30 protein-coding genes are annotated in these 25,449 nt (G+C 69.7%); 21 read left to right on the forward strand and 9 right to left on the reverse strand.

Going from position 1 to position 25,449, the window contains the following annotated elements:
* Positions 1-342: 342 nt before the first annotated feature.
* The 17 genes from ABDZ92_RS16335 (at position 343) to feoB (ending at position 14,764) form a co-directional block, all read left to right on the forward strand.
* Complete coding sequence (locus tag ABDZ92_RS16335) at positions 343-507, forward strand: hypothetical protein (protein ID WP_272695601.1); 165 nt, start codon at positions 343-345, stop codon at positions 505-507.
* Complete coding sequence (locus ABDZ92_RS16340; protein ID WP_125962526.1) at positions 504-1,955, forward strand: helix-turn-helix domain-containing protein; 1,452 nt, start codon at positions 504-506, stop codon at positions 1,953-1,955. Before ABDZ92_RS16335 ends, ABDZ92_RS16340 begins: the two co-directional genes overlap by 4 nt.
* Positions 1,956-2,076: 121 nt before the next feature.
* Positions 2,077-2,709, forward strand: a complete 633-nt coding sequence (locus ABDZ92_RS16345; RefSeq protein ID WP_125962525.1) for a hypothetical protein — start codon at positions 2,077-2,079, stop codon at positions 2,707-2,709.
* Between the two features lie 210 nt (positions 2,710-2,919).
* Positions 2,920-3,207: a hypothetical protein gene (locus tag ABDZ92_RS16350; RefSeq protein WP_125962524.1), complete on the forward strand. Its 288-nt coding sequence runs from the start codon at positions 2,920-2,922 to the stop codon at positions 3,205-3,207.
* Positions 3,208-3,276: 69 nt separating this feature from the next.
* Positions 3,277-3,963 (forward strand): hypothetical protein, encoded by a 687-nt coding sequence (locus ABDZ92_RS16355; protein ID WP_125962523.1) that lies wholly within the window; start codon positions 3,277-3,279, stop codon positions 3,961-3,963.
* Between the two features lie 72 nt (positions 3,964-4,035).
* Positions 4,036-4,833, forward strand: coding sequence for a ThuA domain-containing protein (locus ABDZ92_RS16360; RefSeq protein WP_272695602.1), 798 nt, complete (start codon positions 4,036-4,038; stop codon positions 4,831-4,833).
* 236 nt (positions 4,834-5,069) lie between these two features.
* On the forward strand, positions 5,070-6,419 hold the full coding sequence (gene gltX / locus ABDZ92_RS16365) for a glutamate--tRNA ligase (RefSeq protein WP_272695603.1): 1,350 nt from the start codon (positions 5,070-5,072) through the stop codon (positions 6,417-6,419).
* Positions 6,420-6,706: 287 nt separating this feature from the next.
* A complete protein-coding gene (locus tag ABDZ92_RS16370) occupies positions 6,707-7,387 on the forward strand; it encodes an energy transducer TonB (protein WP_241212066.1) in 681 nt (226 codons plus the stop codon).
* Between the two features lie 54 nt (positions 7,388-7,441).
* Positions 7,442-7,789 (forward strand): hypothetical protein, encoded by a 348-nt coding sequence (locus ABDZ92_RS16375; RefSeq protein ID WP_125962472.1) that lies wholly within the window; start codon positions 7,442-7,444, stop codon positions 7,787-7,789.
* 5 nt (positions 7,790-7,794) lie between these two features.
* The gene (ribD, locus tag ABDZ92_RS16380; protein ID WP_272695604.1) at positions 7,795-8,778 is read left to right on the forward strand and encodes a bifunctional diaminohydroxyphosphoribosylaminopyrimidine deaminase/5-amino-6-(5-phosphoribosylamino)uracil reductase RibD; all 984 of its coding nucleotides are present in this window, start codon (positions 7,795-7,797) and stop codon (positions 8,776-8,778) included.
* Between the two features lies 1 nt (position 8,779).
* Entirely contained in the window at positions 8,780-9,403 is a 624-nt protein-coding gene (locus ABDZ92_RS16385; protein ID WP_125962471.1) for a riboflavin synthase, read from the forward strand.
* Positions 9,390-10,541 (forward strand): 3,4-dihydroxy-2-butanone-4-phosphate synthase, encoded by a 1,152-nt coding sequence (gene ribB / locus ABDZ92_RS16390; RefSeq protein WP_125962470.1) that lies wholly within the window; start codon positions 9,390-9,392, stop codon positions 10,539-10,541. The genes ABDZ92_RS16385 and ribB overlap by 14 nt, the downstream gene beginning before the upstream one ends.
* Before the next feature lies 1 nt (position 10,542).
* Positions 10,543-10,962: a 6,7-dimethyl-8-ribityllumazine synthase gene (gene ribH / locus ABDZ92_RS16395; protein WP_239436535.1), complete on the forward strand. Its 420-nt coding sequence runs from the start codon at positions 10,543-10,545 to the stop codon at positions 10,960-10,962.
* Between the two features lie 21 nt (positions 10,963-10,983).
* Positions 10,984-11,895, forward strand: coding sequence for a DMT family transporter (locus ABDZ92_RS16400; RefSeq protein ID WP_125962468.1), 912 nt, complete (start codon positions 10,984-10,986; stop codon positions 11,893-11,895).
* A gap of 19 nt (positions 11,896-11,914) precedes the next feature.
* Positions 11,915-12,583, forward strand: a complete 669-nt coding sequence (locus tag ABDZ92_RS16405; protein ID WP_241212064.1) for a COQ9 family protein — start codon at positions 11,915-11,917, stop codon at positions 12,581-12,583.
* Positions 12,584-12,630: 47 nt separating this feature from the next.
* Positions 12,631-12,888 (forward strand): FeoA family protein, encoded by a 258-nt coding sequence (locus tag ABDZ92_RS16410; RefSeq protein ID WP_125962466.1) that lies wholly within the window; start codon positions 12,631-12,633, stop codon positions 12,886-12,888.
* A 19-nt stretch (positions 12,889-12,907) separates the two neighbouring features.
* The gene (gene feoB / locus ABDZ92_RS16415; protein ID WP_125962465.1) at positions 12,908-14,764 is read left to right on the forward strand and encodes a ferrous iron transporter B; all 1,857 of its coding nucleotides are present in this window, start codon (positions 12,908-12,910) and stop codon (positions 14,762-14,764) included.
* A 102-nt stretch (positions 14,765-14,866) separates the two neighbouring features.
* Here feoB and ABDZ92_RS16420 read toward each other — a convergent pair whose 3' ends face one another.
* Complete coding sequence (locus tag ABDZ92_RS16420; RefSeq protein WP_125962464.1) at positions 14,867-15,052, reverse strand: DUF4169 family protein; 186 nt, start codon at positions 15,050-15,052, stop codon at positions 14,867-14,869.
* A 92-nt stretch (positions 15,053-15,144) separates the two neighbouring features.
* On the opposite strand from ABDZ92_RS16420, the gene ssb reads away from it, so the two are divergent.
* Complete coding sequence (gene ssb / locus ABDZ92_RS16425) at positions 15,145-15,708, forward strand: single-stranded DNA-binding protein (RefSeq protein WP_125962463.1); 564 nt, start codon at positions 15,145-15,147, stop codon at positions 15,706-15,708.
* Positions 15,709-15,967: 259 nt separating this feature from the next.
* Here ssb and metW read toward each other — a convergent pair whose 3' ends face one another.
* The 5 genes from metW to ABDZ92_RS16450 all read right to left on the reverse strand — a co-directional run bounded on the left by metW (position 15,968) and on the right by ABDZ92_RS16450 (position 21,064).
* On the reverse strand, positions 15,968-16,558 hold the full coding sequence (gene metW, locus ABDZ92_RS16430) for a methionine biosynthesis protein MetW (RefSeq protein ID WP_125962462.1): 591 nt from the start codon (positions 16,556-16,558) through the stop codon (positions 15,968-15,970).
* Positions 16,555-17,688, reverse strand: a complete 1,134-nt coding sequence (metX, locus tag ABDZ92_RS16435; protein WP_125962461.1) for a homoserine O-acetyltransferase MetX — start codon at positions 17,686-17,688, stop codon at positions 16,555-16,557. Before metX ends, metW begins: the two co-directional genes overlap by 4 nt.
* Positions 17,689-17,703: 15 nt before the next feature.
* Positions 17,704-18,129 (reverse strand): protein tyrosine phosphatase family protein, encoded by a 426-nt coding sequence (locus tag ABDZ92_RS16440; protein WP_125962460.1) that lies wholly within the window; start codon positions 18,127-18,129, stop codon positions 17,704-17,706.
* Complete coding sequence (recQ, locus tag ABDZ92_RS16445) at positions 18,126-19,895, reverse strand: DNA helicase RecQ (protein WP_125962459.1); 1,770 nt, start codon at positions 19,893-19,895, stop codon at positions 18,126-18,128. Before recQ ends, ABDZ92_RS16440 begins: the two co-directional genes overlap by 4 nt.
* 146 nt (positions 19,896-20,041) lie before the next feature.
* Positions 20,042-21,064 (reverse strand): ATP-dependent DNA ligase, encoded by a 1,023-nt coding sequence (locus ABDZ92_RS16450; protein WP_125962527.1) that lies wholly within the window; start codon positions 21,062-21,064, stop codon positions 20,042-20,044.
* Positions 21,065-21,165: 101 nt separating this feature from the next.
* Here ABDZ92_RS16450 and ABDZ92_RS16455 point away from each other — a divergent pair, with 101 nt between their 5' ends.
* Entirely contained in the window at positions 21,166-22,635 is a 1,470-nt protein-coding gene (locus ABDZ92_RS16455; RefSeq protein ID WP_125962528.1) for a S41 family peptidase, read from the forward strand.
* Between the two features lie 54 nt (positions 22,636-22,689).
* Here the strand turns inward: ABDZ92_RS16455 and ABDZ92_RS16460 are convergent, their stop codons facing one another.
* The gene (locus ABDZ92_RS16460; protein WP_125962529.1) at positions 22,690-23,205 is read right to left on the reverse strand and encodes a YciE/YciF ferroxidase family protein; all 516 of its coding nucleotides are present in this window, start codon (positions 23,203-23,205) and stop codon (positions 22,690-22,692) included.
* A 173-nt stretch (positions 23,206-23,378) separates the two neighbouring features.
* A complete protein-coding gene (locus ABDZ92_RS16465; protein ID WP_272695605.1) occupies positions 23,379-24,203 on the reverse strand; it encodes a hypothetical protein in 825 nt (274 codons plus the stop codon).
* Between the two features lie 80 nt (positions 24,204-24,283).
* Here ABDZ92_RS16465 and ABDZ92_RS16470 point away from each other — a divergent pair, with 80 nt between their 5' ends.
* Positions 24,284-24,529, forward strand: coding sequence for a type II toxin-antitoxin system Phd/YefM family antitoxin (locus ABDZ92_RS16470; RefSeq protein ID WP_125962036.1), 246 nt, complete (start codon positions 24,284-24,286; stop codon positions 24,527-24,529).
* Positions 24,526-24,792: a Txe/YoeB family addiction module toxin gene (locus tag ABDZ92_RS16475; RefSeq protein ID WP_125962037.1), complete on the forward strand. Its 267-nt coding sequence runs from the start codon at positions 24,526-24,528 to the stop codon at positions 24,790-24,792. Before ABDZ92_RS16470 ends, ABDZ92_RS16475 begins: the two co-directional genes overlap by 4 nt.
* A 21-nt stretch (positions 24,793-24,813) precedes the next feature.
* On the opposite strand, the gene ABDZ92_RS16480 is transcribed toward ABDZ92_RS16475, so the two are convergent.
* Positions 24,814-25,428 carry an SOS response-associated peptidase family protein gene (locus ABDZ92_RS16480; RefSeq protein ID WP_125962038.1) on the reverse strand — a complete coding sequence of 205 codons (615 nt, stop codon included), beginning with the start codon at positions 25,426-25,428 and terminating at the stop codon, positions 24,814-24,816.
* Positions 25,429-25,449 lie beyond the last annotated feature (21 nt).

Genomic DNA, 25,449 nt, shown 5'->3' on the forward strand with positions numbered 1-25,449 from the left:
TTCTTCTCCGCAATCGCCCTCGCTGCCACCGTCATCTTCTGGCTGTGATCAACGAGTCCTGACCCTAGATATAAGTACGCTGACCCAGTTCAGCAAGCAGGCGCTTTGTGTTCCATCCCACAGTTCTCACCCGGGATCAGGGACCACGCACGACAGCTTTTTTTCCAACAACTCCAGGAAATCTGCGGTTCGTCTACATTCGGGTGCCGCGTGGACGGGGTGTCTGCGTGGCTCTGATCTACCGCAAAGGATTGTGGCTCATCCCACATTGGGTGGTGGCAGCGTCCAGCACCAGCGATCTCCCATGTACCGGTCGTGAACCGACATCGGAAGGGACGTAAGATGTTCGAGGACGATCGATCCTATTACCAACGGCGGGCTGAGGTCGAACTCGTGCGCGCTCAGGAGAGCACGCAGCACAGCGTGGTGCGGGTTCATTATCAGCTCGCAGAGGCATATCTCGAGAAGATCGCTTCAACCGAACCGATCCGGCCAGACGCCTCGTGACGGAGGCGCACCAGCCCGGGATATCGCCCGCAGCTCGACCTGTTTCCGGGCCCGAGACGCCGCTTTCGGCCACTCGCCTCTGGAAGTCCCGCTTCCTCTCGCGCGAGGAACGGCATGCGCTTGCAGACGCCGTATCGATCGCCAAGCCGGTTGGTCCCAATATCGACCTGGTTCGCGAGGGCGCGCACGCAGACGCGCTGTTCATCGTGACGGAGGGCTGGGCCTGCCGGTACGCAACGACAAGAGAAGGTGGCCGCCAGCTTGCCGCCGTGCTGGTGCCGGGCGACGTCAGCAACCTGGATTCGCTGATGTTCGACCGGCTCGACTATGGTGTCCGGACGATCACGCAGACCAAGATCGTGACACTGGCGCGGAACCGCGCGCTGGCACTAGCGGCGCAGCATCCCGGTATTGCGCGCACCTTCACCTGGCTCGGCCTGATCGAGAATGTGATCCTGAGCAAAATGGTGCTGTCGCTTGGCCGTCGGTCGGCGACCGAACGGCTTGCGCACCTCTTATGCGAGCTGAGCGCCCGGCTCGGCGCGGAGAATGGCGAGGAGAGCAGCTTCGCCTTCCCGTTGACACAGGAGCAGGTGGCCGACGCGCTGGGGCTCACTTCCGTTCACGTCAATCGCACGATGCAGCACCTGCGTAGGGATGGCCTGATCGCGACCGCGAACCGGACCATGACCATCCCGGACGTGGCAAAGCTGCGGCAGGTCGGCGGGTTCGATCCACGATATCTGCACATTGCTCCGCCCGGCGAAGCGCGACTCGAGCCTTCCTGGGCCCCGGTGGCAAGCAACCAATCGCCGACGGCACCCACCGATCGGCACCCCGCCCAGGACCATGACCTGCTGCTGCGCGAGACGAACCATCGATGCAGCAACGACCTTCAGCTCGTGGTCAGCCTGCTGGCTCTTCAGAGCCGGCGTGCCGCCAACCCGGAAGTTCGAGGGGCGCTTACGGACGCAATGGAGCGCGTCTCGGTCCTCGCGCATGCGCGACGGACGCTTCATCGGGAGCAGCCCGCAACCCTGGAACTGGCGCTACGTCAGGTCTGCGCTGCACTGGAAGCGCAGGCAGAGCCGCGCTCGATCCGGATTTCCTTCGAGGCCGCAGATGACGTGCAGGGCCTTCCGGCGAACCACATCACCACCCTTGCGCTGGTGGTGAACGAGCTTGCGACCAATGCGATCAAGCACGCGTTCGAAGAAGGAAGGCCAGGCCGCATCCGGGTGACGATCACCGGAGACCGCGGGGGAGAGGCCGTTGTGCGCGTCGATGATGACGGGCTTCCCTTTCCCGAACCGGGCGGAAACGGCCTGGGGATGGGGATCGCCAAGCGACTGATGGCGTCGATCGGCGGCCTGTTCATCCCCCCGCCACCGGGAACCAAGCTGTTCGAGCTGCGGGCACCTGCAGAAAGCGTCCAGGCCCGCGCCTGAGGGCATCGAACACACCTTCGATTCACCCTCTCTTCAAAGCCGGTGGGGAACGGCTATGGCATCTGTCTGTCTTAACCAGCGGTGCCCATTGCGGGCTGCACCGCGTTGGAGAAGGATGCGCATGCTACCACCACGACCGTTCGAGTTCGCCGGGCCGGGGAGCCGGGCGACTCTGCGTCCGACCTTTGCAGCGTTGGGGCTCGTCCTGGGGATGTTCGCGGGCACGCCGGCGGTTGCGGGCGACTATGCGACGCGCGAGGTGGGGGCCTGGACGGTGGCGGCGAGCCGGGACGGCAAGGGCTGCTTCCTGACGCGCGAATATGATCGTGCCGGGCGAACGACGCTGCTGCTGGGGCTGGAGGTCGACGGGACCAACCACCTGACGGTGCTCAACGCCAACTGGTCGATCAAGCCGAAGGACCGGCTGGAACTCACCTTCCGCCTCGCCAAGGCGAGCTTCCCCAAGCATTTCGCGGTTGGCATGGCCTCTGGCGGGAAACAGGGGTTCGTCACCGACTTCGGCGCGAAGTTCCCGGCGCACTTTGCCGCTTCCCCCACGCTGCAGATCTTTCGCGGGGACGTGCCCGTCGAGCGGCTGAGCCTGGATGGAAGCGGGGCGGCGGTCGCCGAGCTGCGCCGCTGCGTCGAGGGCCAGCGTGGCAAGCCCGCCGGGGCGGTCCGCGAAAAGGAACCGTCAAACGGCATCCCGATCGACCCCTTTTCGGGTGGCTCCGGGCGGAAAGGCAAAAACTAGCCGGGACTTGTTCTGGGGGAGCGTAGATGAACAGCCGTTCAGCTAGATGAACAACAGTTCAGGTAGATGAATAGATGTTCAGGAAAGTGTTGAAGTCGTGCAACACTGTCGGTTGATCTGACGCAATGCACATCCGAACCCAAGCGGGATTGTTGAACTTTCCTCCGTCAGCTTGGTTGTTCCGGCAGATCAACGAGTGAAAGAACTACGATGTCATTCAATGCCTCTAAAATCGCGCCTGCCCTGATCGTCCTGGTGGCTGGTGTGGGGCTGAGCGGCTGTGCGACCAAGTCGTACGTCCGCGAGCAGATCGCGCCGGTGAGCCAGCGGGTCGACACGCTGGAGGCACGCCTGCAGGAGACCGACGGCACCGCCAAGGCGGCGCTGGCAGAGGCGCAGGCGAACGGCCAGCGGCTCGACCAGATCAACGGCCGCGTGGATGGCGTGGAGCAGCGGCTCCAGGCGCAGGAGGCTCGTCCCAAGCGCCCGCGCCACTGATCGACCTACCCCGTCCGCAACATCCGGTCGTCCCTTACGGGACGGCCGGATTTCGAGTATCTGCATTTGATGACCTTTTTTCTCCGGGTGCTGGCCGGCATCGCACTGGCCGCTCCCGCCGCAGCGGTTGCACGTCCACAGGAAGCGCCGGCGCCGGAAGCCGCGAGCTTCAAGGCCGAGGCCGGGACGGTGCGTTCCGCCGATGCGAGCCGCGTCGCCGACTGGGTGACGGCATCGGGCGACAACCACGGGCTTCCCTTTGCGATCATCGACAAGCCCAATGCGACGATGCTGCTGTTCGACGCGAAGGGCGAGCAGCTGGCACAGGAACCGGTGCTGATCGGCATCGCCCTGGGCGACGATGCCACCGCGGGCGTCGGCAGCAAGAAGCTGGCGGAGATCGGCCCGGCCGAGAAGACCACGCCGGCCGGGCGCTTCCTGGCGAAGTTCGGCATCCCGTTCCGCAAGGAGCGGATCCTGTGGGTGGACTATGCGACCTCGGTGGCGATCCACACGATCCCGGCGGATGCGGCCAAGAAGGAGCGCCGCCGCGAGCGGATGCTGTCGCCCACGGCGGAAGACAATCGCGTCACCTTCGGCTGCATCAACGTGCCCCGGGCGTTCTACGGCAAGCTCCTGCGGCCGCAGTTCGCGAAGAAGGGCGGCTATGTCTATGTGCTGCCCGACAGCAAGCCGCTGGAAGAGGTGTTCCCGCGGCTGCGCGTGCACGAGTTGCGGACCGCGGCGGTTCGCTAGCGTTTCCTGCTGAGCCGCCCTGCGACAAAGGTCGACCTCGCGCCGGGGCGCGGGTTCGCTACAAGGGGCTGGATGGGGGAGAAGGCGATGAAGGCGATCCTGCGGCTGTTGACGGTGCTGGTCTGGGGGCTGATGCCGGGCGCGGCATGGGCCGAGGACCAGTTCAAGCTGCTCGTGATCGCGACGCCGAGCACCTATCACTATGAATATATCCCGGTCGCGCGCGAGAGCCTGGAAAAGCTGGCGCGGCTGCATTCGATCGGGCTGACCTGGACGAGCGACCCGGCGGTGTTCGACGGCGACCTTAGCCCCTATGCGGCGGTGCTGTTCCTGAACACGCCGGCCGAGCAGCTGAGTGCGACGCAGCGCCAGCGGTTCGAGGCCTATATGCGCGGTGGCGGCAACGCGATGGTGGTGCACCGGGCCGCGATCGTGCCGGCGGGGGCGTGGCCGTGGTACGAGCGGCTGGTCGGGCGGTCCTTCGTCAACCATCCCAAGGTGCAGACGGGCGTGGTCACCGTCGCCGACAAGGGCTTTCCGGCCAGCTTCGGGCTTCCGGAGCGGTGGATCTGGAGCGACGAGTTCTACGTGACCGAGAACCCGCACCGGCTGGCGGTGAACCCCGTGCTGGAGGTGGACGAGGCGAGCTATGACCCGACGCGGATCTGGCCCGGCCAGGTCGGCGGGCGGATGGGCGCGCACCACCTGGAGGCCTGGTACCACCGGCATGAACAGGGGCGCGTGTTCGTGACGCTGCTGGGGCACCAGGCGGAGATGTACCGGGACGAGCGATACCTGCAGCACCTGCTGGGGGGTATCTACTGGACGGCGACGGGGCTGGGGCAGGTGGGGGCCAGCCCGAAGCGGTGAGGTGGCATCCTCTCCCATCCCTCTTAGGGAGGGGTTGGGGGTGGGTGCCGCCGAGGGACTCGGCGGCTTTCTTCGGTGGCGGATGGGGGGCTTTCCGTCGGCGCCGCGTCGCACTCGGCTGGCGTCGAGCGGCTTCGCTTCGCTTGCCAACCCACCCCCTGCCCCTCCCTTGCAGGGAGGGGAGTGTGGCTCCGGGCAATTCCACCGGCGGTCGAATCGCTCTACAGGCTCGGCGCATGACCGTTACCACCCGCTTCGCGCCGAGCCCCACCGGGCGGCTCCACCTCGGCAACCTGCGCGCGGCGCTGATCAACTGGCTCTATGCCAAGGCGAATGGCGGCCGGCTGCTGCTGCGCATCGACGACACCGATGCGGCGCGATCGGAGGAGCGGTTCGTGGACGCGATCCGCGCCGACCTTGCGTGGCTGGGGATCGACGTCGCGGGCGAGGAGCGCCAGTCGGCGCGGTTCGATCGCTATGAGGCGTGCTTCGCCGAGCTGATCGCCGCGGGGCGGGTGTATCGGGCCTATGAGACTCCCGAGGAACTCGAGCTGCGGCGCAAGGTGCTGCTCGGGCGCGGGCTGCCGCCGGTGTACGACCGCGCCGCGCTGGCGCTGACGGACGCGGACCGCACGCGGCTGGAGGCCGAGGGGCGGCGGCCGCACTGGCGGTTCCGGCTGGACCATGACGCGCCGATCGGCTGGCAGGACCTGGTGCGGGGCGAGCAGCGGTTCGAGGCGGCGCGGCTGAGCGATCCCGTCGTGCGGCGCGCGGACGGCAGCTGGCTCTATCTGCTGCCCTCGGTGATCGACGACATCGACATGGGCGTGACGACCGTGATCCGCGGCGAGGACCATGTGTCCAACACCGCGACGCAGATCCAGATGTTCGAAAGCCTGGGCACGGGGCTGCCCGAGTTCGCGCACGTCGCGCTGCTGACGGGTGCCGAAGGCAAGCTGTCGAAGCGGCTGGGCGCGACCGGGGTCGACGAGTTCCGCGCGATGGGGATCGAGCCCGAGGCGGTGGTGGCGATGCTGGCGCGGCTGGGCACCAGCGATCCCGTAGAGCCGCTGGTCGACCGGGCGCCGCTGATCGCCGGGTTCGACTTCGCACGCTTCGGACGGGCGCCCGCGCGGTTCGACGAGGCGGAGTTGCAGGCGCTCAACGCGCGCATCGTCCACCAGCTCGACTGGGAGCGGGTGCAGGCAGAGCTGCCGGAAGGCATGGACCGGGCGGGCTGGGAGGTGATCCGCGCGAACCTGTCGACCGTCGCCGAGGCGGCGGACTGGTGGCAGGTGGTGACGGGGCCGATCGCGGCGCCGACGCTGTCGGACGAGGATCGCGCCTTCGTCGCCGAGGCCGCTGGGGTGGCCGAGTCGATCGACTGGGCGGGGCCGAGCTGGGCGGCGCTCACGGGGGCGCTCAAGCAGGCGACCGGGCGCAAGGGACGGGCGCTGTTCCTGCCGCTGCGGCTGGCGCTGACGGGGCGCGAGCATGGACCGGACATGGCGGCGCTGCTGCCGCTGATCGGGCGGGATGCCGCGATCGCTCGGCTGCGCGCGGCGGGGCAGGCGGAGGTCCGCTAGCCCGCGCATCCTCCGCCGTTGCAGGGGCTGCCTTTGGTCGTCCGTATTCCTGCGCAGGCAGGAATCCAGGGCCAAGCAGACCTTCACGTGCGGTGCTTGGGACTCTGGGCTCCTGCCTTCGCAGGAGCACGGTCAGCGCTTTGCAGAGGTTTCGCCTCCGCCGGTATCGGGGGCCGGGAGGGTGGAGTGCTCCCGAAGTGGCGCGAAGACGCGCGCCATTGCGTCTGTAGTGTTATGATGTACCGTTGCCTGCTCGGCCCTTGGAGGGCACGAACGAGGAGAAGCCGATGTACGCGAATCGCTATGCTTCCGAACGCCGCTTCCACCCTGCCAGCATGGGCGTTGCCCTGGCGATCAACGGCGGCCTGCTCGCCGCGATGCTGCTGGCCGGATCGGTCTCCGTGGTCCGCTATGAGGACCCGGCGCTGAACACGACCGCCATCCCGCTGCCGCCGACGCCGCCGGAGGTGAAGCCGGAGCCCCAGCCGGTGGAGAAGGCGGTCCAGCCCCCGCCCCAGACGCTCCCCTTCCTGCCGAAGCCGCTCGTCGACCTGCCGCGGCCTGACGAAACGGTGATGGCGAGCGATGCGACCCTGCCGATCACCCCGCCGCCGCCGACGACGGGGACGCCCGGCGGGACGGGCACGGGCGTCACCGTCGATCCGCCCAAGCCGATGCCGGTGCTGGTCGATGCCGCACCGGACCCGCGCTACAAAGACGCGTTCCAGCCGGCCTACCCGCCCGCCGAGCGCCGCGCCGAGCGCAACGGCGCGGTGACGGTGCGGGTGCGGATCGGCGCCGATGGACGGGTGACTGCGGTCGAGCCGGTGCGCGCGACCAGTGACGCGTTCTGGGAGGCGACCCGGCGGCAGGCGCTCTCCAAATGGCGCTTCCGTGCCGCCACGCGCGATGGGGTCGCCGTCGAAAGCTGGCGGGTGATGACGGTGCGTTTCGAGATGGAGAACTGAAGGGGCGGCGCAGGGGCTGGTGGCCGAGGGCGGTGACGCCTATCTGGAAGGCCCATGAGGATCCTGCGCCACCTGTCGCCGCTGCGTGCGTACCATGACCTGCGACTGTTCCTGTCGCACCGGCGGCCGCACCAATGGGCGTTCCTGGCGCTGGCGGTGACGATCACCGGCCTGTGGATCTGGGCGTTCGTCCATGATTCCCACTTCGAGCGGCCGTACAAGCGCGAGATCATCTACGTCCAGGATTGGCGGCTCGACCGCACGGATGAGGAAATCCGTGCCCAGCAGAAGATCGACGAGGCCAAGCGCCAGAAGGAGATCGCCGAGCTGGAGAAGCGGCGCGCGCGGATCCAGGCCGAGTTCAAGAAGCTCGACGACGGCATGACCGCCTGGGGGCTTTGACCTCCTTGGCCGACACGACCGACGATGCGCGCTGGATGGGCGAGGCGCTGGCCCTGGCCGAGCGCAGCCGCGGGCAGACCGCGCCCAATCCCAATGTTGGCTGCGTGATCGTCGCGCCCGATGGTCGTGTGGTTGGGCAGGGCTGGACCCAGCCGGGCGGGCGCCCGCATGCCGAGGCGGTGGCGCTGGCCGAAGCGGGCGCGGCCGCGAAGGGCGCGACCCTCTATGTGACGCTGGAGCCCTGCGCGCATGTTTCCGCGCGGGGACCGGCCTGCGCGGACCTGATCGTCGCGGCACAGCCGGCCCGCGTGGTGGTGGCGCTGACCGACCCCGATTCCCGCACCAACGGCCAGGGCATCGCCCGGCTGCGGCAGGCCGGGATCGCGGTGACCGAGGGCGTGTGCGCGGCCGAGGCGCGGCGCAGCATGGCCGGGTTCCTCACGCGCCTGGCGCTGGGCCGCCCGCATGTGACGCTGAAGCTTGCGACCTCGCTCGACGGGCGGATCGCGCTGCCGTCGGGGGAGAGCCGGTGGATCACCGGGGCGGAGGCGCGCGCCGATGTCCACCGCGAGCGAGCCCGGCATGAGGCGATCCTGGTCGGGCGCGGCACCTATGACGCGGATGCGCCGCGGCTGGACGTGCGCCTGCCCGGCCTGGAGCATCGCAGCCCGCGCCGGTTGCTGCTGACCCGCGGCGCGGCACCCGAGGGGTGGGAGGCGCTGCACGACCTGGCCGATCTGGGCGCGCTGGACGGCGTCGATCATCTGCTGGTCGAGGGCGGGGCGGGGGCCGCCGCTGCCTTCCTGACCGCCGACCTGGTCGACCGGCTGCTCTTCTATCGGGCGCCGATCCTGATCGGCGCGGGCACGTCTGCGGTGGGCGACCTGGGCCTGTCCAGCCTGGCCGAGGCCCATGGCCGATGGCGGTTTATCGAGGCGCGTTCGCTTGGCAGCGACCGGCGCGAAGTCTACGAGCGCGAGCGAGATTGATATGTTCACCGGAATCGTCACCGACATCGGCACCATCGAGGCCGTAGAGCAGACGGGCGACCTGCGCGTCCGCATCGCCACAAGCTATGACACCGCAACCGTTGACCTGGGCGCGTCGATCGCCTGTTCGGGCGTGTGCCTGACCGTGGTCGACAAGGGGCCGGGCTGGTTCGCGGTCGACGTGTCGGGGGAAACCGTGTCGCGTACCGCCCGCGACCAGTGGACCGCCGGTCGCCGGCTGAACCTGGAACGGGCGCTGAAGCTCGGCGATGAACTGGGCGGGCACATCGTCACCGGTCATGTCGATGGGTTGGGCGACGTGCTCGACGTCACCCAGGAAGGCGGATCGCATCGCGTCACCATCCTGGCCGGCCCCGAGATCGCGCCGTATCTGGCCGCCAAGGGTTCGGTCACGGTCGATGGCGTGTCGCTGACCGTCAACAGCGTCGAGGACGGGCCGGAGGGGACGCGCTTCGGCCTCAACATCATTCCCCATACGGCCGAGGTCACGACCTTTGCCGACATCACCGAGGGGCAGGCCGTCAACCTCGAGATCGACGTGCTCGCCCGCTATCTCCAGCGCATGGAGCGCTATCGTGAAAGGACGCAGCATGGCGCTGCCTGAACCCGGCTCCCTCGAACCTGCCCGGCTCCGCCACGGCTTTCTCTCCTCGCCCGAGGAGATCATCGACGAGGCGCGCAACGGGCGCATGTTCATCCTGGTCGACGACGAGGACCGGGAGAATGAAGGCGACCTGGTGATCCCGGCGCAGATGGCGACGCCGGAGAAGATCAACTTCATGGTGACGCACGGCCGCGGCCTCGTCTGCCTGGCGCTGTCGAAGCCGCGGGTCGAGGAGCTCGGCCTGGAGCTGATGAGCCGCAACAACGGCACGCGGCACGAGACCGCCTTCACCGTCTCGATCGAGGCGAAGGAAGGGGTGAGCACTGGTATCTCGGCGGCCGATCGTGCGCGCACCATCGCGGTGGCGGTGGATTCGACCAAGGGCGCGGCCGACATCGTGACGCCGGGGCATGTCTTCCCGCTGATCGCGCGCGATGGCGGCGTGCTGGTGCGCGCCGGGCATACCGAGGCGGCGGTGGACGTGGCGCGGCTCGCCGGGCTCAACCCCGCGGGCGTGATCTGCGAGATCATGAACGAGGACGGCACCATGTCGCGCCTGGACGACCTGGTCGGCTTCGCGCAGCTCCACGGCCTCAAGATCGGCACGATTCGCGACCTGATCGCCTATCGCCGCCGCCACGACCATCTGGTCGAGAAGCGGGCGGAAAGCCGCTTCACCAGCCGCTGGGGCGGCGAGTGGACGGCGATGACCTTCTGGAACAAGGCGACGGGCAGCGAGCAGGTCGCGCTGGTGAAGGGCCGTATCGATCCCACCAAGCCGACGCTGGTGCGCATGCACGCGATGTCGCCCTTCGCCGACATCTTCGGCGAGACCGGGCGCCGCGCGGAGCTGCTCAGCCGGTCGATGGAGATCATCGGCGAAGAGGGCGCTGGCGTGATCGTGGTGATCAACAAGCCGCGGCTCGACCAGTTCACCGTCGCCATGCAGGCGCGCACCGGCGAGCTCAATCCCGCCGACATGGACCAGCTGCGCGACTATGGCGTGGGCGCCATGATCCTGAACGAACTGGGCGTCGCCGAAATGGTGCTGCTCACCAACACCCATCACACCCTCGTCGGGCTCGACGGCTATGGCCTGTCGATCGTCGGCGAGCGTCCCATCGACACGGAGCGCTGACATGGCCCGCATCTTGATCGTCGAAGCGCGCTTCTACGACCACCTCAACGACCTGCTGCTCGACGGCGCGCGCACCGCGCTGCAGGAGGCCGGGCAGGATTACGAGATCGTCACGGTGCCGGGCGCGCTGGAGATCCCGGGCGCCGTCGCGATGGCGGCCGAGACCGGCCAGTTCGACGCCTATGTCGCGCTGGGCGTGGTGATCCGCGGCGAGACCTATCATTTCGAGATCGTCGCCAACGAAAGCGCGCGCGGGCTGATGGCGCTGGCCATGGACGGCCTGCCGATCGGCAACGGCATCCTGACCGTCGAGAACGAGGCGCAGGCGCTGGCCCGCGCCGATCGCAACGACAAGGACAAGGGCGGGGAAGCCGCCAAGGCGGCGCTCGCCATGCTGGCGCTGCGCCAGCGCTTCGCCTGATCCGGCGCCGCGGCTGAGCCGATGAACTCGGAGAGCCGCGGGACGGGAATGGGGCTGGCGGCTGCGGTGGTCGCCAACCTGACGCTGGCGATGGGCCCCTGGCTGGTGCGGCTGGCCGAGACCGGGCCGGTTGCCGCCGGCTTCTGGCGGCTGGCGCTGGCGATGCCGGCGCTGCTCGCCTGGTCGGCGATCGCCAATCCCGGGGCGTTGCGGCGGGGGCTCGCCTTCTGGCCGGTGCTGCTGGTGGCGGGGCTCGCCTTTGCCGCGGACCTCGCGACCTGGAACGTGAGCATCCACCGCACGACGCTCGCCAACGCGACGCTGTTCGCCAATTCGGCCACGCTGATCTACCCCGTCTATGGCTTCCTGATCGCGCGCGCCTGGCCGAGCCGGCCACAGGTCGCAGCGCTGCTACTGGCGATGGTCGGCGGGGGCATGCTGCTCGGCCAGTCGGCGGAGCTGTCGCACGCGCATCTCGTCGGCGACCTGCTCGCGCTGTTCGCGGGGCTGGCCTACGCGGTCTATTTTATCGGCATGGCGCGGGTGCGCGCGGCGGTGCCGCCGATGCCGGCGCTGGCATTGTCGGGAGTCGCGACCATGGCGCCGCTCTTGGTGCTGGCGATTGGGCTCGGCGAGCGGCTGGTACCTTTGGACGTGGCCGGCTGGGGGCCGCTGATCGGGCTGGCGCTGGTCAGCCAGGTGTTCGGCCAGGGGCTGATGATCTATGCGCTCGGCCGGCTGCCGCCGCTGGTGATCGGCATCACGTTGCTGCTCCAGCCGATCGTGGCGGGCGGGATCGGCTGGGCGGTCTATGGCGAGCGGCCGGGTACCCCCGACCTGATCGGGGCGCTGCTGGTCGCCGCCGCGCTGGTGCTGGTCCGGCGCGAGCCGAAGGTTGCGCCTGCCGCCGGGCAGACTAGATCGGTGGCCTGATCCCATGAAGGAGGCCGCGATGGCGACCGCAGCATTCGAAGACGCGACGCTGGACGAACTGCGCGCTGCCCTGGCGCCGGTGGTGGCCGCGAACGCCGCGTTCGATGGCTGGGCGCCCGCTGCCGTGGCCATGGCCGCCGAGCAGCTGGGCATCGACCCGGACGTCGCCCGCGCGGCGATGCCGAGCCCGCTCGACATGATCGACGCCTGGTTCTCCCATATCGACCGGCTGATGATGGAGCGGCTGCCCGCGGACACGCTCGCCGCGATGAAGATCCGCCAGCGCATCACCGCGCTGGTCGAGGCGCGACTCGCCGCGGTCGCGCCTCAGCGCGAGGCGCTGCGCCGCGCGCTCGCGATCCTGGCGATGCCGCAGAACCTGGCGCGTGCCACCCGGCTGGGCTGGCGCAGCGTCGACCTGATGTGGCGGCTCGCGGGCGACACCGCGACCGACTACAACCACTACACCAAGCGCGCGACGCTGGGGGCCGTCTATGGCACCACCGTGACCGTGTTCCTGGACGACGAGAGCGAGGGCTGGGCCGATACCCGCGCGTTCCTGTCGCGGCGGATCGACAACATCATGCAGTTCGAAAAGGCCAAGGCGCAATGGGTGGGCCGTGCGTCGAGCGAGCGGCGGCTGAGCCTGTCGCGCTTCATCGGCCGGCTGCGCTATCCGGCGGTTTGAAAACGAAAAAGCTGGCGTTCCGCATCAACTATTGATAATCACTCGCAATGCTTTCGCCCAACGCCAGCCTCTCGCACCTCGCCCAGCGCCAGCATGCGCGCGTGGCGGGGGTGGATTGGGACGCGCTGCAGCCTGCCGAGGCGCGGCGGCTGCGCGAGTTCGGCCTGGACGAGGGCGTGGAGATCGAGCTGCTGCATCGCGCATGGCTCGGCGGCGGGCCGGTCGCCTGTCGCATCGGGCGGATGATGGTGGCGCTTCGCCCCCATGTCGCCGCCGCCATTCGCGTCACCCTGGCCGTCGACTGAGGCCTTTTCGGACAGGATCATGAACCACCCACCGCTGGTCGCGCTCGTCGGCAACCCCAATGCCGGCAAGAGCGCCTTGTTCAACGCGCTCACCGGCGCGCGGCAGAAGGTGGGCAATTATCCGGGCGTGACCGTGGAGCGCCATTCCGGGCGCATGGCGCTGCCCGACGGCCGGCCGGTGGAACTGGTCGACCTTCCTGGCACCTACAGCCTCGATCCCTCCAGCCCCGACGAGGCGGTGACCCGCGACGTGGTGCTCGGTCGCCAGCAGGGCGAACGGCTGCCCGACGTGCTGGTGGTGGTGGCGGACGCCACCAACCTCGACAACCACCTGCGCTTCGTCCTCCAGTTGAAGGCGCTGGACCGGCCGATGCTGGTGGCGCTCAACATGGTCGATATGGCCGAGCGCGACGGGCTGAAGTTCGACCTCGCCGCACTGTCGGCGGAGATCGGCTGCCCGGTGGTGCCGACGGTTGCGGTGCGCAAGCGCGGGCTCGATGCGTTGCGCGACGCGCTGGCCGAGGTGCTGGCGGGCGCGCCCCCGACGCTGCCGCCGCCGCTCGACAGCTTCGACGCGGACATCCGCCATTTCCAGCGCGAGGCGCGCCGCGTCGCCGGCGTCGCGATCACCGAGCAGCCGCGTGCGCGGGCGGTGACGCGATCGATGGACGCCATCGCGCTGCACCCGGTGTTCGGGCCGATCATCCTGCTCACGCTGATGTTCGTGATGTTCCAGGCGGTGTTCAGCTGGTCGGAAGCGCCGATCGGCTGGATCGAGGGACTGCAGGGCTGGCTCGCCGACACGGCAGTGGCCACGCTGCCGGAGAATTTTCTGCGCGACCTGCTGGTGGAAGGCATCATCAACGGTGTCGGCTCTGTCGTGGTGTTCCTGCCGCAGATCCTGATCCTGTTCCTGTTCATCCTGGTGCTGGAGGCATCGGGCTACATGGTGCGCGCCGCGTTCCTGATGGATCGGCTGATGGCGAGCGTGGGGCTTTCGGGGCGTGCGTTCATCCCGCTGCTCTCCTCCTTCGCCTGCGCGATCCCCGGCATCATGGCGACGCGGGCGATCGACGATCCCAAGGAGCGGCTGACCACCATTTTGATCGCGCCGCTGATGACCTGCTCGGCGCGGCTGCCGGTCTATGCGCTGATCATCGGCGCGTTCATCCCGGCGCGGCAGGTGGCGCCGGGCGTCGGCTTGCAGGGGCTGGTGCTGTTCGTGCTCTACCTCGCCGGCATCGTCGGCGCGGTGCTCGCGGCGTTCGTGCTGCGGCGGACGCTGGCCAAGGGCCAGGGCGGCGGCTTCATGATGGAGATGCCGCGCTACCAGATGCCGTCGCTGCGCGACGTGGCGCTGGGGCTGTGGCATCGCGGCTATGTGTTCCTGCGCCGTGCGGGCACGACGATCATGACCGTCACGATCGCGCTGTGGCTGCTCGCCTCCTATCCGGTGGCGCCGGAGGGCGTGAAGCAGAGCGAATATTCGGCCGCCGGGCGGATCGCGTCGGGGCTGGAGGTCGTGCTCAAGCCGATCGGCTTCAACCACGAGATGTCGCTGGCGGTGATCCCGGCGATGGCGGCGCGCGAGGTCGCCGTGTCGGCGCTCCAGACCGTCTATGCGATCGATGCGGCGGACGAGGAACAGGGTGCGCAGGAACTGGGCGGGCGGCTGTCGGGCCGTTGGAGCCTGCCGACCGCGCTCGCCTTCCTCGCCTGGTTCGTGTTCGCGCCGCAGTGCCTGTCGACGATCGCGGTGGTGCGGCGCGAGACCAATGGCTGGCGCGTGCCGGGGCTGATGCTCGCGTACCTGTTCGGGCTGGCGTACATCGCGGCGGGCGTCACCTATTGGAGCGCGGTGGCGCTGGGGCTTTAGCCGTATCCCCGCGCAGGCGGGGATCCAGGGTCCGGCAAAGCAACGGCGGGTGGCTCTTGGAACCCTGGGCTCCCGCCTTCGCGGGAGCACGAGGGGCGCTGCCTACTCCGGGATTTGGTCGCGGCGGGCGCCGTCGAGGGTGCGTTCTGCGCGCTCCCGGTCCTGTGCCTCCGCAGCCTTCTGCGCCTTGGTACGGCCGAAGCGGTGGCGATTGGCGTCGGCCTCCGCTGCCTTTTCGGCGCGGGCACGGGCCTTGCGCGCGCGGTTCAGGTTGATGATCTCGGCCATGCCGCCTAGTCTAGCGCACCCGCGCCGGCCGGCATACGTCGCTGCGACCGATTGCCCCGCGCGCCCGCAATTTCAAAGTTAATGGAGACATCATGGCCGGCAGCGTCAACAAGGTCATTCTGGTCGGCAACCTGGGCCGCGACCCGGAATCGCGCAGCTTCCAGAACGGCGGCAAGGTGGTGAACCTGCGCATCGCCACGTCCGAATCGTGGAAGGACCGCAACTCGGGCGAGCGCAAGGAAAAGACCGAGTGGCACTCGGTCGCGATCTTCAACGAAGGCCTGGCGAACGTCGCCGAGCGCTTCCTGCGCAAGGGATCGAAGGTCTACATCGAAGGCCAGTTGCAGACCCGCAAGTGGCAGGACCAGAACGGCCAGGACAAATACTCGACCGAGATCGTGCTGCAGGGCTTCAACTCGGTGCTGACGATGCTCGACGGTCCGGGCGGCGGCCAGGGTGGCGGCGGCGGTAGCCGTGGTGGCGACGATTTCGGCGGTGGCGATGACTTCGGCGGCGGCTCGGGCGGTCGCGGCGGCAGCTTCAACAGCGGCGGCGGGCGCAGCGGTGGCGGCGGTGGTCGCTCGGGCGGCGGCAGCAGTGGTGGCGGCTTCGGTGGTGGCTTCGGCGACGACCTGGACGACGACGTGCCGTTCTGATCGCGGTTGCGATGGGAACGAAGAAGGGGGCCGCGCGCCCCCTTTTTTGTGCCTGCGTTCCTTCACCGCCGCCCACAACCGTATCCCTGCGCAGGGAGGGATCCAGGGCCAAGCAGGCCAACGGCTGTTGGCGCCCGGGACCCTGGGCTCCTGCCTTCGCAGGAGCACGTGAAAGGGGGAGGCAGGCGGGTGCCCCAGTCGAACGAAACCGCAACTGGGCCCCGGCCTTCGCCGGGGTTTGGGTTACGTGTGGAGCGCCCTAGCGCCGGAGCAGGAACACCGCGTGTTCGGCGCGGAAGTTGGCGGCGGCGGCGCTGGTGCGGCGGTCGCCCTTCAGGAACCAGGCGTGCTCGACGGTGATCCCACGCGCTTTCACGAAGGCGCGGAAGTCGTCGATGGTGACGTGGTGGATGTTCGGCGTTTCGTACCACGGCACCGGCAGCAGCCGGGTGACCGGCATCCGCCCGCCCCAGAGCAGGGACGCCCGTACCCGCCAATGCGCGAAGTTCGGGAAGGATACGAACGCGCGCCGGCCGATCCGCAGCAGATGGTCGAGCACCACATGCGGGCGCATCGTCGTCTGCAGCGTCTGGCTGAGGATCGCATAGTCGAAGCTCGCGTCCGGATAGCCGGCAAGGTCGGTGTCGGCGTCGCCCTGCACCACCGACAGCCCGCGCGCGACGGCGGCGGCGACGTTGCCGGCATCGATCTCCAGCCCGCGTGCGTCGATGCCGCGGGTGTCGCGCAACGCCGCCATCAGCGCGCCGTCGCCGCAGCCGACATCGAGCACGCGCGCGCCTTCCGCCACGTTCGCGGCGATCACCGCCAGATCGGGGCGCAGCGCGGTCATGCGCGGCCCCAGGTGAGGAAGCCGCGCACCACCCGGTCGAGCTCGGGCGATTCGAGCAGAAAGGCGTCGTGGCCGAACGGGCTGGAGAGCTCGACGAAGCTGGCGCGGGCCCCGGCGGCGTTCAATGCCTGGACCATCACCCGCGACTCCGCAGTCGGGTAGAGCCAGTCGGTGTCGAAGCTGACGATGCAGAAGCGCGTGGCGGTGTCGCGGAACGCGTTGGCGAGCATGCCGCCATGCTCCTCGGCGAGGTCGAAATAGTCGAGTGCGCGGGTGATGTAGAGGTAGGAGTTGGCGTCGAACCGGTCGGTGAAGGCGAGGCCCTGGTGGCGCAGATAGCTTTCGACCTGGAAGTCGGCGTCGAAGCCGAAGGTCTTGGCGCCGGCCTGTCCGTCGGGGCGCGCCTGGAGGCGGCGGCCGAACTTGGCGGTGAGCCCGGCTTCCGACAGATAGGTGATGTGTGCGGCCATGCGCGCGACGGCGAGGCCGGCGGCGGGCGGGTCGCCGCTCTCGTAATAGGCGCCGTTGCGCCATTTGGGGTCGGCCATGATCGCCTGGCGCCCCACTTCGTGGAAGGCGATGTTCTGGGCGGAATGGCGCGCGGTGGCGGCGATCACCACCGCCGCCTCGACGCGCTCGGGGAAGGTGGCGGCCCAGGACAGCGCCTGCATGCCGCCCATCGACCCGCCGACCACGGCCGCCAGCCGGCCGATGCCGAGGTGGTCGAGCAGCAGCGCCTGCGCGCGCACCATGTCGCGGATGGTGATGACCGGGAAGGCCATGCCCCATTGCTCGCCCGTCGTGGGATCGATCGACGCGGGTCCCGAGGAGCCCATGCAGCTGCCGAGCACGTTGGAGCAGATCACGAACCAGCGATCGGTGTCGATCGGCTTGCCCGGCCCGACCATGCGCGTCCACCAGCCGGGCTTGCCGGTGACGGGATGGTCGGAGGCGAGATACTGGTCGCCGGTCAGCGCGTGGCAGACCAGCACCGCATTGTCGGCCGCCGGCGACAGCGTGCCATAAGTCTCATAGCCGATCTCGACCGCAGGCAGTGACGCGCCGCCATCGAGCGGCAGCGGCCCGGCGAGCAGCGCGCGGCGGCGCAGACCGAAGCGTTCGTCCGACATGCTAGCCCTGTTAGCTCACCGGCCGCTCAGCGCGTCCAGGGTGGGACGGATGCCCGAGAGGTCGTAGCCGGCACCCGCGGCCTTTTCGACCAGCTCGGCGGAGTCGCCGCCGGCCTTGGCCTCGGCCAGCGCCCAGAGATTGCAGGAGCGCGTGCCCGAGCGGCAATAGGCGAGCACCGGGCCGTCGGCGGCATCGAGCGCGGCGCGCATCGCGTCGAGCTGGCCGTGGCCGAAGCCGGCGTGGGTGACGGGAATGGCGGTGTAGGCGAGGCCGGCGGCTTCCGCTGCCGCCTGGATCTCGGCTCCGGAGGGTTGGCCCGGCTCCTCGTCATCGGGGCGGTTGTTGACGATCGCGACGAAGCCGGCCGCGGCGATGTCCGGCATCTGGGCCGGATCGATCTGGGGGGCGACGGAGACCTTGCTGTCGATGGTGCGGATCATGCTGCCTCGCGGATGACCTGGAGAAAGGCGTCGCCATACGCCTCCAGCTTGCGCGCGCCAACGCCGGTGATGCGGCCGAGCGCCTGAAGGCTCGACGGGCGCATCGTCGCCATGTCGCGCAGGACGGAGTCGTGGAAGATCACGTAGGGCGGCACCGACGCCTCTTCGGCAAGTTCGCGGCGGCGGCGGCGCAGCGCCTCGAACAGCGGGTTGCCGATCGGGTTGGGGGTGGCGCCGGCCGCCCCGCGGCGACGACGGTCGCGCTTGGGCGGAAGGACGAGCTTGAGGGTCGCTTCCCCCTTCAAGAGCCCGCGGGCGCCGGGGCCGAACTCCAGCCCGCCGTGCGGGTTGGCGCGGATGGCGTCGCGCAGGAGCAGGGCGCGGGCGACGGGCTTGAGGAGGTGCGCTTCCTCCGCCTCGACGATGCCCCACACCGACAGCGACTCATGCCCGTTGGTCATGCTGCGCTCGGTCGATTGGCCTTGCAGCACCTGCTCGATATAGCCGACGCCGAACATCTGGCCGGTGCGGAACACGGCTGAAAGGAACTTGCGCGCCGTTTCGGTCGCGTCGACGGCGGCAGGCGGGTTGAGGCAGTTGTCGCAGTTGCCGCAAGCATCGGGTGGCGTCTCGCCGAAGTGGGCGAGCAGGATCGCGCGGCGGCAGCCGGCGGTTTCGACCAGCGCGCCGAGCGCGTTGAGGCGGGCGCGTTCGCCGGGCTGGCGCTCGGCCTCGACCTCGCCGATGCGCTGGCGGGCGCGGGCGAAGTCGTCGGCGCCCCAGAACAGGTGGGCGACCGCGGGGTCGCCGTCGCGGCCGGCGCGGCCGGTTTCCTGGTAATATCCCTCGATCGACTTGGGCAGGCCGGCGTGCGCCACGAAGCGGACGTCGGGCTTGTCGATGCCCATGCCGAAGGCGACGGTGGCGACCATCACCATGTCCTCGCTCGCGACGAAGTCCGCCTGGTTGCGCTGGCGGACGGCAGGGTCGAGGCCGGCGTGATAGGCGCGCACCTCGCGCTTGGGCGTCGAGAGCGCGGCGGCCAGCCGCTCGGTCGCGGCGCGGGTGGGAGCATAGACGATGCCGGGGCCGGGATGTTCGGCGAGGATGTCGGCGATCTGGCGCGTGGTGTTGTCGCGCGGAGTGATGGCGTAGCGGATGTTGGGCCGGTCGAAGCCGGCGACGATCATCCCCTCTTCGGGAATGCCCAGCTGCTCGAGGATGTCGGCGCGGGTATGCGCGTCGGCAGTCGCGGTGAGCGCCAGCCGCGGCACATCGGGAAACTGGTCGAACAACGGACGCAGCAGGCGATAGTCGGGGCGGAAGTCATGGCCCCATTCGCTGACGCAATGCGCCTCGTCGATCGCGAACAGGCTGAGCGGCGCCTGGGCGAGCAGGTCGCGGAAGTGGCCGCTGGAGGCGCGCTCGGGAGCGACGTAGAGCAGGTCGAGCTCGCCGGCGCGGAAGCGGGCGATCGTTTCCTGCCGGTTCTCGTCCACCGAGGTGAGCGTGGCGGCGCGGATGCCGACGGCGGTGGCGGCGCGCAGCTGGTCGTGCATCAGCGCGATCAGCGGCGAGATGACGACGCAGGTGCCGTCGAGCACCACGGAAGGGAGCTGGTAGGTCAGCGACTTGCCGGCGCCGGTGGGCATGACGGCGAGGGTGCGCTGGCCGGCGAGGACCCGTTCGACCACCTGGCCCTGGACGCCGCGAAAACCGGGGAAGCCGAAGGTCGACTGGAGAACGGACACGGGATCGGCGGGCATGGGGGCGCTGTAGCGGGCGGGGTCGGGGCGTGTCGAGGTTTTGGGGTGGGGCTGTGAATCCGTGCTCCTGCGCAGGCAGGAGCCCAGAGCCAAACAGCGCAGCGCCTGTAACCCTGGGCTCCTGCCTGCGCAGGAGCACGGTAAGCTCAAGCGGCGCCGATCGCGGCCTCGACCACCGCGGGTCGCGCCTCTTCCTCCATCTGGGCGAGGGTGCACTGGCGGGGTGCCTTGTCGGGGCGCCAGCGCAGGAGCGCGGTGCCGTGGCGGAAGCGGCGGTCGGTGATCTGGTCGTAGCGGACCTCCACCACCAGCTCGGGACGGAGCGGCTGCCATTGCGCGGAGCGCTCGGTCGACCAGCGGCTGGGGCCACCGGGCGCGTCGCCGGTGAAGCCGGGGGCCTCGACCAGCGCCTCCAGCCTGACGGTGAGTTCGGGGCGCTCGGCTGCCGGGATGCCGCTGGTGAAGCCGACATGGTGGAGCAAGCCCGCATCGTCATAGAGGCCGAGCAGCAGCGAGCCGACCTCCTGCTTGGCGGTGGCGTAGCGGAAGCCGCCCACCACGCAGTCGGCAGTGCGCATCCGCTTGACCTTCACCATCGCGCGCTCGCCGGGGCGATAGGGTTCGGCGAGCGGCTTGGCGACGACGCCGTCGAGCGCACTGCCGGTGCCGCCGAGCCAGCGCCGCGCAACCGCCGGGTCGTCGGTGACGGGCGAGAGGCGCAGCGTCGGCGAGCGATGGCGGGCGTGGAAGCGCTCCAGCGCGGCGCGGCGTTCGGAGAGGGGGCGGTCCGCCAGAGTCTCGCCGTCGGCGGCAAGGCAGTCGAACAGCATGAAGCGGGCGGGCGTTTCAGCCGACAGGCGGCGGATACGGCTTTCGGCCGGGTGAAGCCGGAGCTGGAGCGCGCCGAAGGAGAGGGTGGGGCCGACGGGGATCAGCAGCTCGCCGTCGAGGACGAAGTCGCCGGGAAGCTCGGCTAGGGCGGCGGCGACTTCGGGGAAATAGCGGGCGAGCGGCTTTCCCGACTTGGACCAGAGCAGCACGGCGTCGCCCTGCTTGACCGCGAGGCAGCGGAAGCCGTCCCACTTGGGCTCGAACTGCCAGCCGGGGCCGTCCGGCAGCTCGGCGGCGAGCTTGGCTTCCATCGGTTCGAGCGGGGCGGGATCGGCCATGAAGGGGAAAACGCAGCAAGGCGCGGAATCGTCCAAGTCCCCGCATCGTTTCGGCTGGCGTCTCGCCATTCTCCCGCTAGTCTGTTGGGAAACGGGGGGAAATGATGAAGCATTCGCGGTGTGGTTTGGCGTTGAGCGTGCTGGCGTTGCTGTCGGCCTGTGGCGGTAACGACGGCGGCGTCTTGGGCGGATCGGTGACGACGCCGGCCCCGAGCCCCACGCCGACCCCGACGCCAACGCCCACCCAGACCGCGGGCTGCTCGCTGCGGGAGCGGCAGGACTGGGCGGCCGCGCAGCTCAACGAATGGTACCTGTTCCCGGAGACGCTGCCGGCGCGGCTGGACCCGACGCCCTATGCGAGCGTCGATGCCTATGTCGACGCGCTGACCGCCACCGCGCGGGCGCAGGGACGCGACCGGTTCTTCACCTATCGCACCTCGATCGCGGAGGAGGATGCCTATTATGAAGCCGGGTCGAGCGCCGGCTATGGTTTCCGCCTGGGGCTGACCAGCGACGGCCGGCTGTTCGTGACCGAGGCGTTCGAGGACGCGCCGGCACTGGCCGCGGGGATCGATCGGGGCACCGAGATCGTCGCGATCGGGACGAGCACGGGCACGCTCCGGACGGTCGCCAGCCTGATGAGCAGCGGCGGGACCGACGCGCTCGACGAGGCGCTGGGGGCGAGCGCGGCGGGCACCCGGCGGGTGATGCAGGTCCGCGACGCATCGGGCACCCGCAACGTGACGGTGGCCATGGCCGACTTCGAGCTGCAGCCGGTGTCGAACCGCTATGGCGCCAAGGTGCTGAACGACGGCGGGCGTCGGGTCGGCTACCTGAACCTGCGCACCTTCATCAACACCGCCGACCCGCAGCTGCGCCAGGCCTTCGCCAGCTTCCGCGCCCAGGGGGTCACCGAACTGGTGGTGGACCTGCGCTACAACGGCGGCGGGCTGATCAGCATCGCCGAGCTGATGGGCGACCTGATGGGCGCCAACCGCCGGACCAGCGAGGTGTTCACCAAGGTGAGCTTCCGCGCCTCCAAGTCCGAGAACGACGAGGCCCGCACCTTCGCGCCGCAGCCCCAGTCGATCGCCCCGACCCGCGTCGCCTTTATCGGCACCGGCGGCACGGCATCCGCCAGCGAGATGGTGATCAACGGCTTCGTGCCGTACCTGGGCACCGGCATCGCGCTGGTGGGGACCAACACCTATGGCAAGCCGGTCGGCCAGATCGCGCTCGACCGCAGCGCCTGCGACGACCGGCTGCGAGTGGTCGCGCTGGCGGTGCAGAACGCCGACGGCAACGCCAACTACTACAACGGCCTCGCCAACACGGTGCCCGCCACCTGCGAGGCGCCGGACGACATCAGCTATCCGCTGGGTGACCCGCGCGAGGCGTCGCTGCGCCAGGCGCTCGACTTCCTGGCCGGACGCAGCTGCAGCCCGATCCTGGGCATGGCCGCGACGGCAAGCGGCCAGCGCACCGCCGGGCTGGGCCGAGCACCCGAGCGGCAGCTGCTGAGGCCCGCGCGGCCGACGCCGGCACAGCGCGAGGTGCCCGGACTCTTCTGAGGACCCTCTTCCGAGGAGCCTCGTCCGGGCCGGCACCCCGCGCCGGCTGAGGGCTTACGAGGCCTGCATCTCCGCGGCGCGGTTGATGCGGGCTTCGGCCAGGTCGGTGAGCTTGGCGTCCGTCGCCTTTTCCTCGGCGAGGTTCTCGTCGAGGACGGCGGCGCAGTCGGAGCGGCCGAGCTCGCGCGCCCAGGCGATCAGCGTGCCGTACTGGGCGATCTCATAATGCTCGACCATCTGCGCGCCGAAGGCGAGGGCGGCGTCGAGCACCTGCTTGTCGTCGATGTCGGCGGCGGTGGCGTTCGCCGCCTTGATGATGCCGTCGATCGCGGGGCACTTGGTCTCGTCCGCCTCGACGCCGTGCATGCGGAACACCTGCTCCAGCCGGGTGCGCTGGCCCTCGGTCTCGCGCAGATGCTGCTGAAAGCCGGCCTTGAGCGTCGGGTCGGTCGCCATCTCGATCATCTGGGGCAGCGTCTCCAGGATCTGGCGTTCGGCGTAATAGATGGTCTTGAGGCCGTGGACGAACAGGTCGTCGAGCGTGTGGGTATCGGCTCCGAAGAGGCTCATGGCGAAAGCTCCTGGGGTTCGTGGGACGCTCCCTGCACATTTGCCAAGGGGGCGTGCCGGGGAAACGCACGGACGTGCCGACGGTGCCGTTGAAATCAGGCGGTTTTTCGCACGGCTGGACGATGCTGCGGCGCGGAAGGTTAGGCAAAGGTTAGGCCAAGAACGGGCGTCGCTCACGGTGCGGGGTCGCGGCGGCGGCCGGTGCGATCCCGCCGTCCCCCGCCGAGCGGCGCGGGGCGGGCGAGCGCGGCCGGGATGGCCGGGTCGCGCGCCGGCGGCACGTAGCGCTCGCGATCGAGATCGGGATAGGCGCGGTAGAGGTCTGCCATGGCACCCGCGCTTTCCAGCGCCTGCGCAAGCCGATCGGGCGACATGCGCAGGTGCGGATCGGCCGGCGGCACCGGGCCGAGCGCGGCCACCGCCTGGGCAAGCGCGGGCGGTGCGCGATGGGGCTGGGCGGGGGCGGCAGGGCGCGCGGGCGGGGTGCGCTGCGGCCGTTCGACGCCGCCGAACCGCTCCGGCCGATAGGCGCGCAACAGGAACATCAGCAGGCGATCGTTGACCTGGCGGCGCGCGCCGATGCGGCAGCCGTCGCGGTCGAACACGGGCACCTCCACGCCTTCGAGCGCGCGGGAAAAGGCGACGGCAGCGAGATGGTCGGCGGCGGCATCGAGCGCGGCGTCCCAGGCGCGCGCGAAGCTCTCCGCGCCGGGGGCGCGGCGCAGGCGATAGGCGCTCTGCACGGACATATCGACCGCCTCGCACGCGGCGGTGACGAGGCCGGTGTCGGCCAGCGCCTCCACGAAGCGGCGCTGCACGTCGGGCGACCAGCCGTCCGCGCGGGGGCGTCGCGCGACGGGGCGCCATTCATAGTCGTCGGGATCGAAGCCGTGCGCGTCGCGCGGTGAGCCGGGCGGCTGGGCTGCGGGATGGGGAGCGAGGGCATCGCGGGCCGAGGGGCCGGCGGATGCGGCGGGCGGGGTGGCAGGGTCGCGCATCCGGGAGGATACACCAGAAACGCGGCCTGTAGGACAGGGCTCGCGTTGACATTGGACAGGACGTTGCCCAACTTCGCCGCATGCAGGCAGTCAGCTATTCCGAAGCACGCGAGAATCTGAAGGCGATGATCGACAAGGTCGTCGCCGACCGCGCGCCGCTCGCCATCACCCGCCAGCGCGGCGAGGGGGCGGTGCTGATTTCGGCAAGCGAATGGGCGTCGATCGAGGAGACGCTCTACCTGCTGCGCTCCCCGGCCAATGCCAAGCGGCTGCTGGAGGCAGTGCGCGGTTTCGAGGCGGGTGAGGAAGGCGTGCCGCTCCCGTGAAAGTCTCGTTCTGGCCGACGGCGTGGGACGACTATCGCCATTGGCAGGAGCATGACGCGAAGCTGACGGACAAGATCAACGCGCTGATCGAGGAATGCCGGCGCCATCCGTTCAAGGGTACGGGCAAGCCCGAGCCGCTGGGCGGCAATCTGTCCGGCTGGTGGTCGCGCCGGATCAGCCACGAGCATCGGCTGGTGTATCGGATCGCAGGGTCCGGTGCGGAGCAGGTGCTGCAGGTGGCGCAGTGCCGCTACCACTATTGAGGTCGCCTTGGCGCTGACGCGCTAGCGGACCTGGCGGACCTCCAGGCTGCCGGCGGGGAGCGGCTGGCAGAGCTCGGCGGCCGGGACGGCGGGGTCGAGCCAGCGGGCGCAGCGATCGAGCGGGAGCACCACGACCTGGCGGTGGTGATAGGGCGCGACGTCGGCGCCGGGCGGGCAGGTGAGCATCGACCAGGCCTCCCCCACCTGGGGATCGCTGCGCCAGATGCCGGCGATGCAGAACCAGGGCTGGTCGCGCAGGGAAAAGGCCCATTTGGACTTGGGCGCGCGCTTGGGCTTCGTCTCGCCGGGCGGGGGTGCGGGCGGATCGGTGAATTCGAAGAAGCCGTCGACCGGGATCAGGCAGCGGCTGGCATGCGCGATCTGCCGCCCGTCCGAGCGGAAGTTGTAGACCGGCTTGCCGCCCGGGCCGGGCCAGCTCCAGCGGCGGGTGACCATCTCCGCCTCGTGAGGGGCATCGGCGGCGGGGCGGATGATTTCCACCCGGTCGGTGATCTTGAAGCCTTCGAGCGGCGCGAAGTTGGGAATGCCCTCCGGAAAGCGCAGGGGCACGCGCAGGTCATGCCAGTCGTCGCGGAGCTGGCCGATCTGGGTGCGGCGATAGGCTTCGTTGCACATGGGGGTGGGGTAGCGCGGTGG

The organism is Sphingomonas molluscorum, assembly GCF_039522995.1.
Classification (GTDB): Bacteria; Pseudomonadota; Alphaproteobacteria; order Sphingomonadales; family Sphingomonadaceae; genus Sphingomonas; species Sphingomonas molluscorum.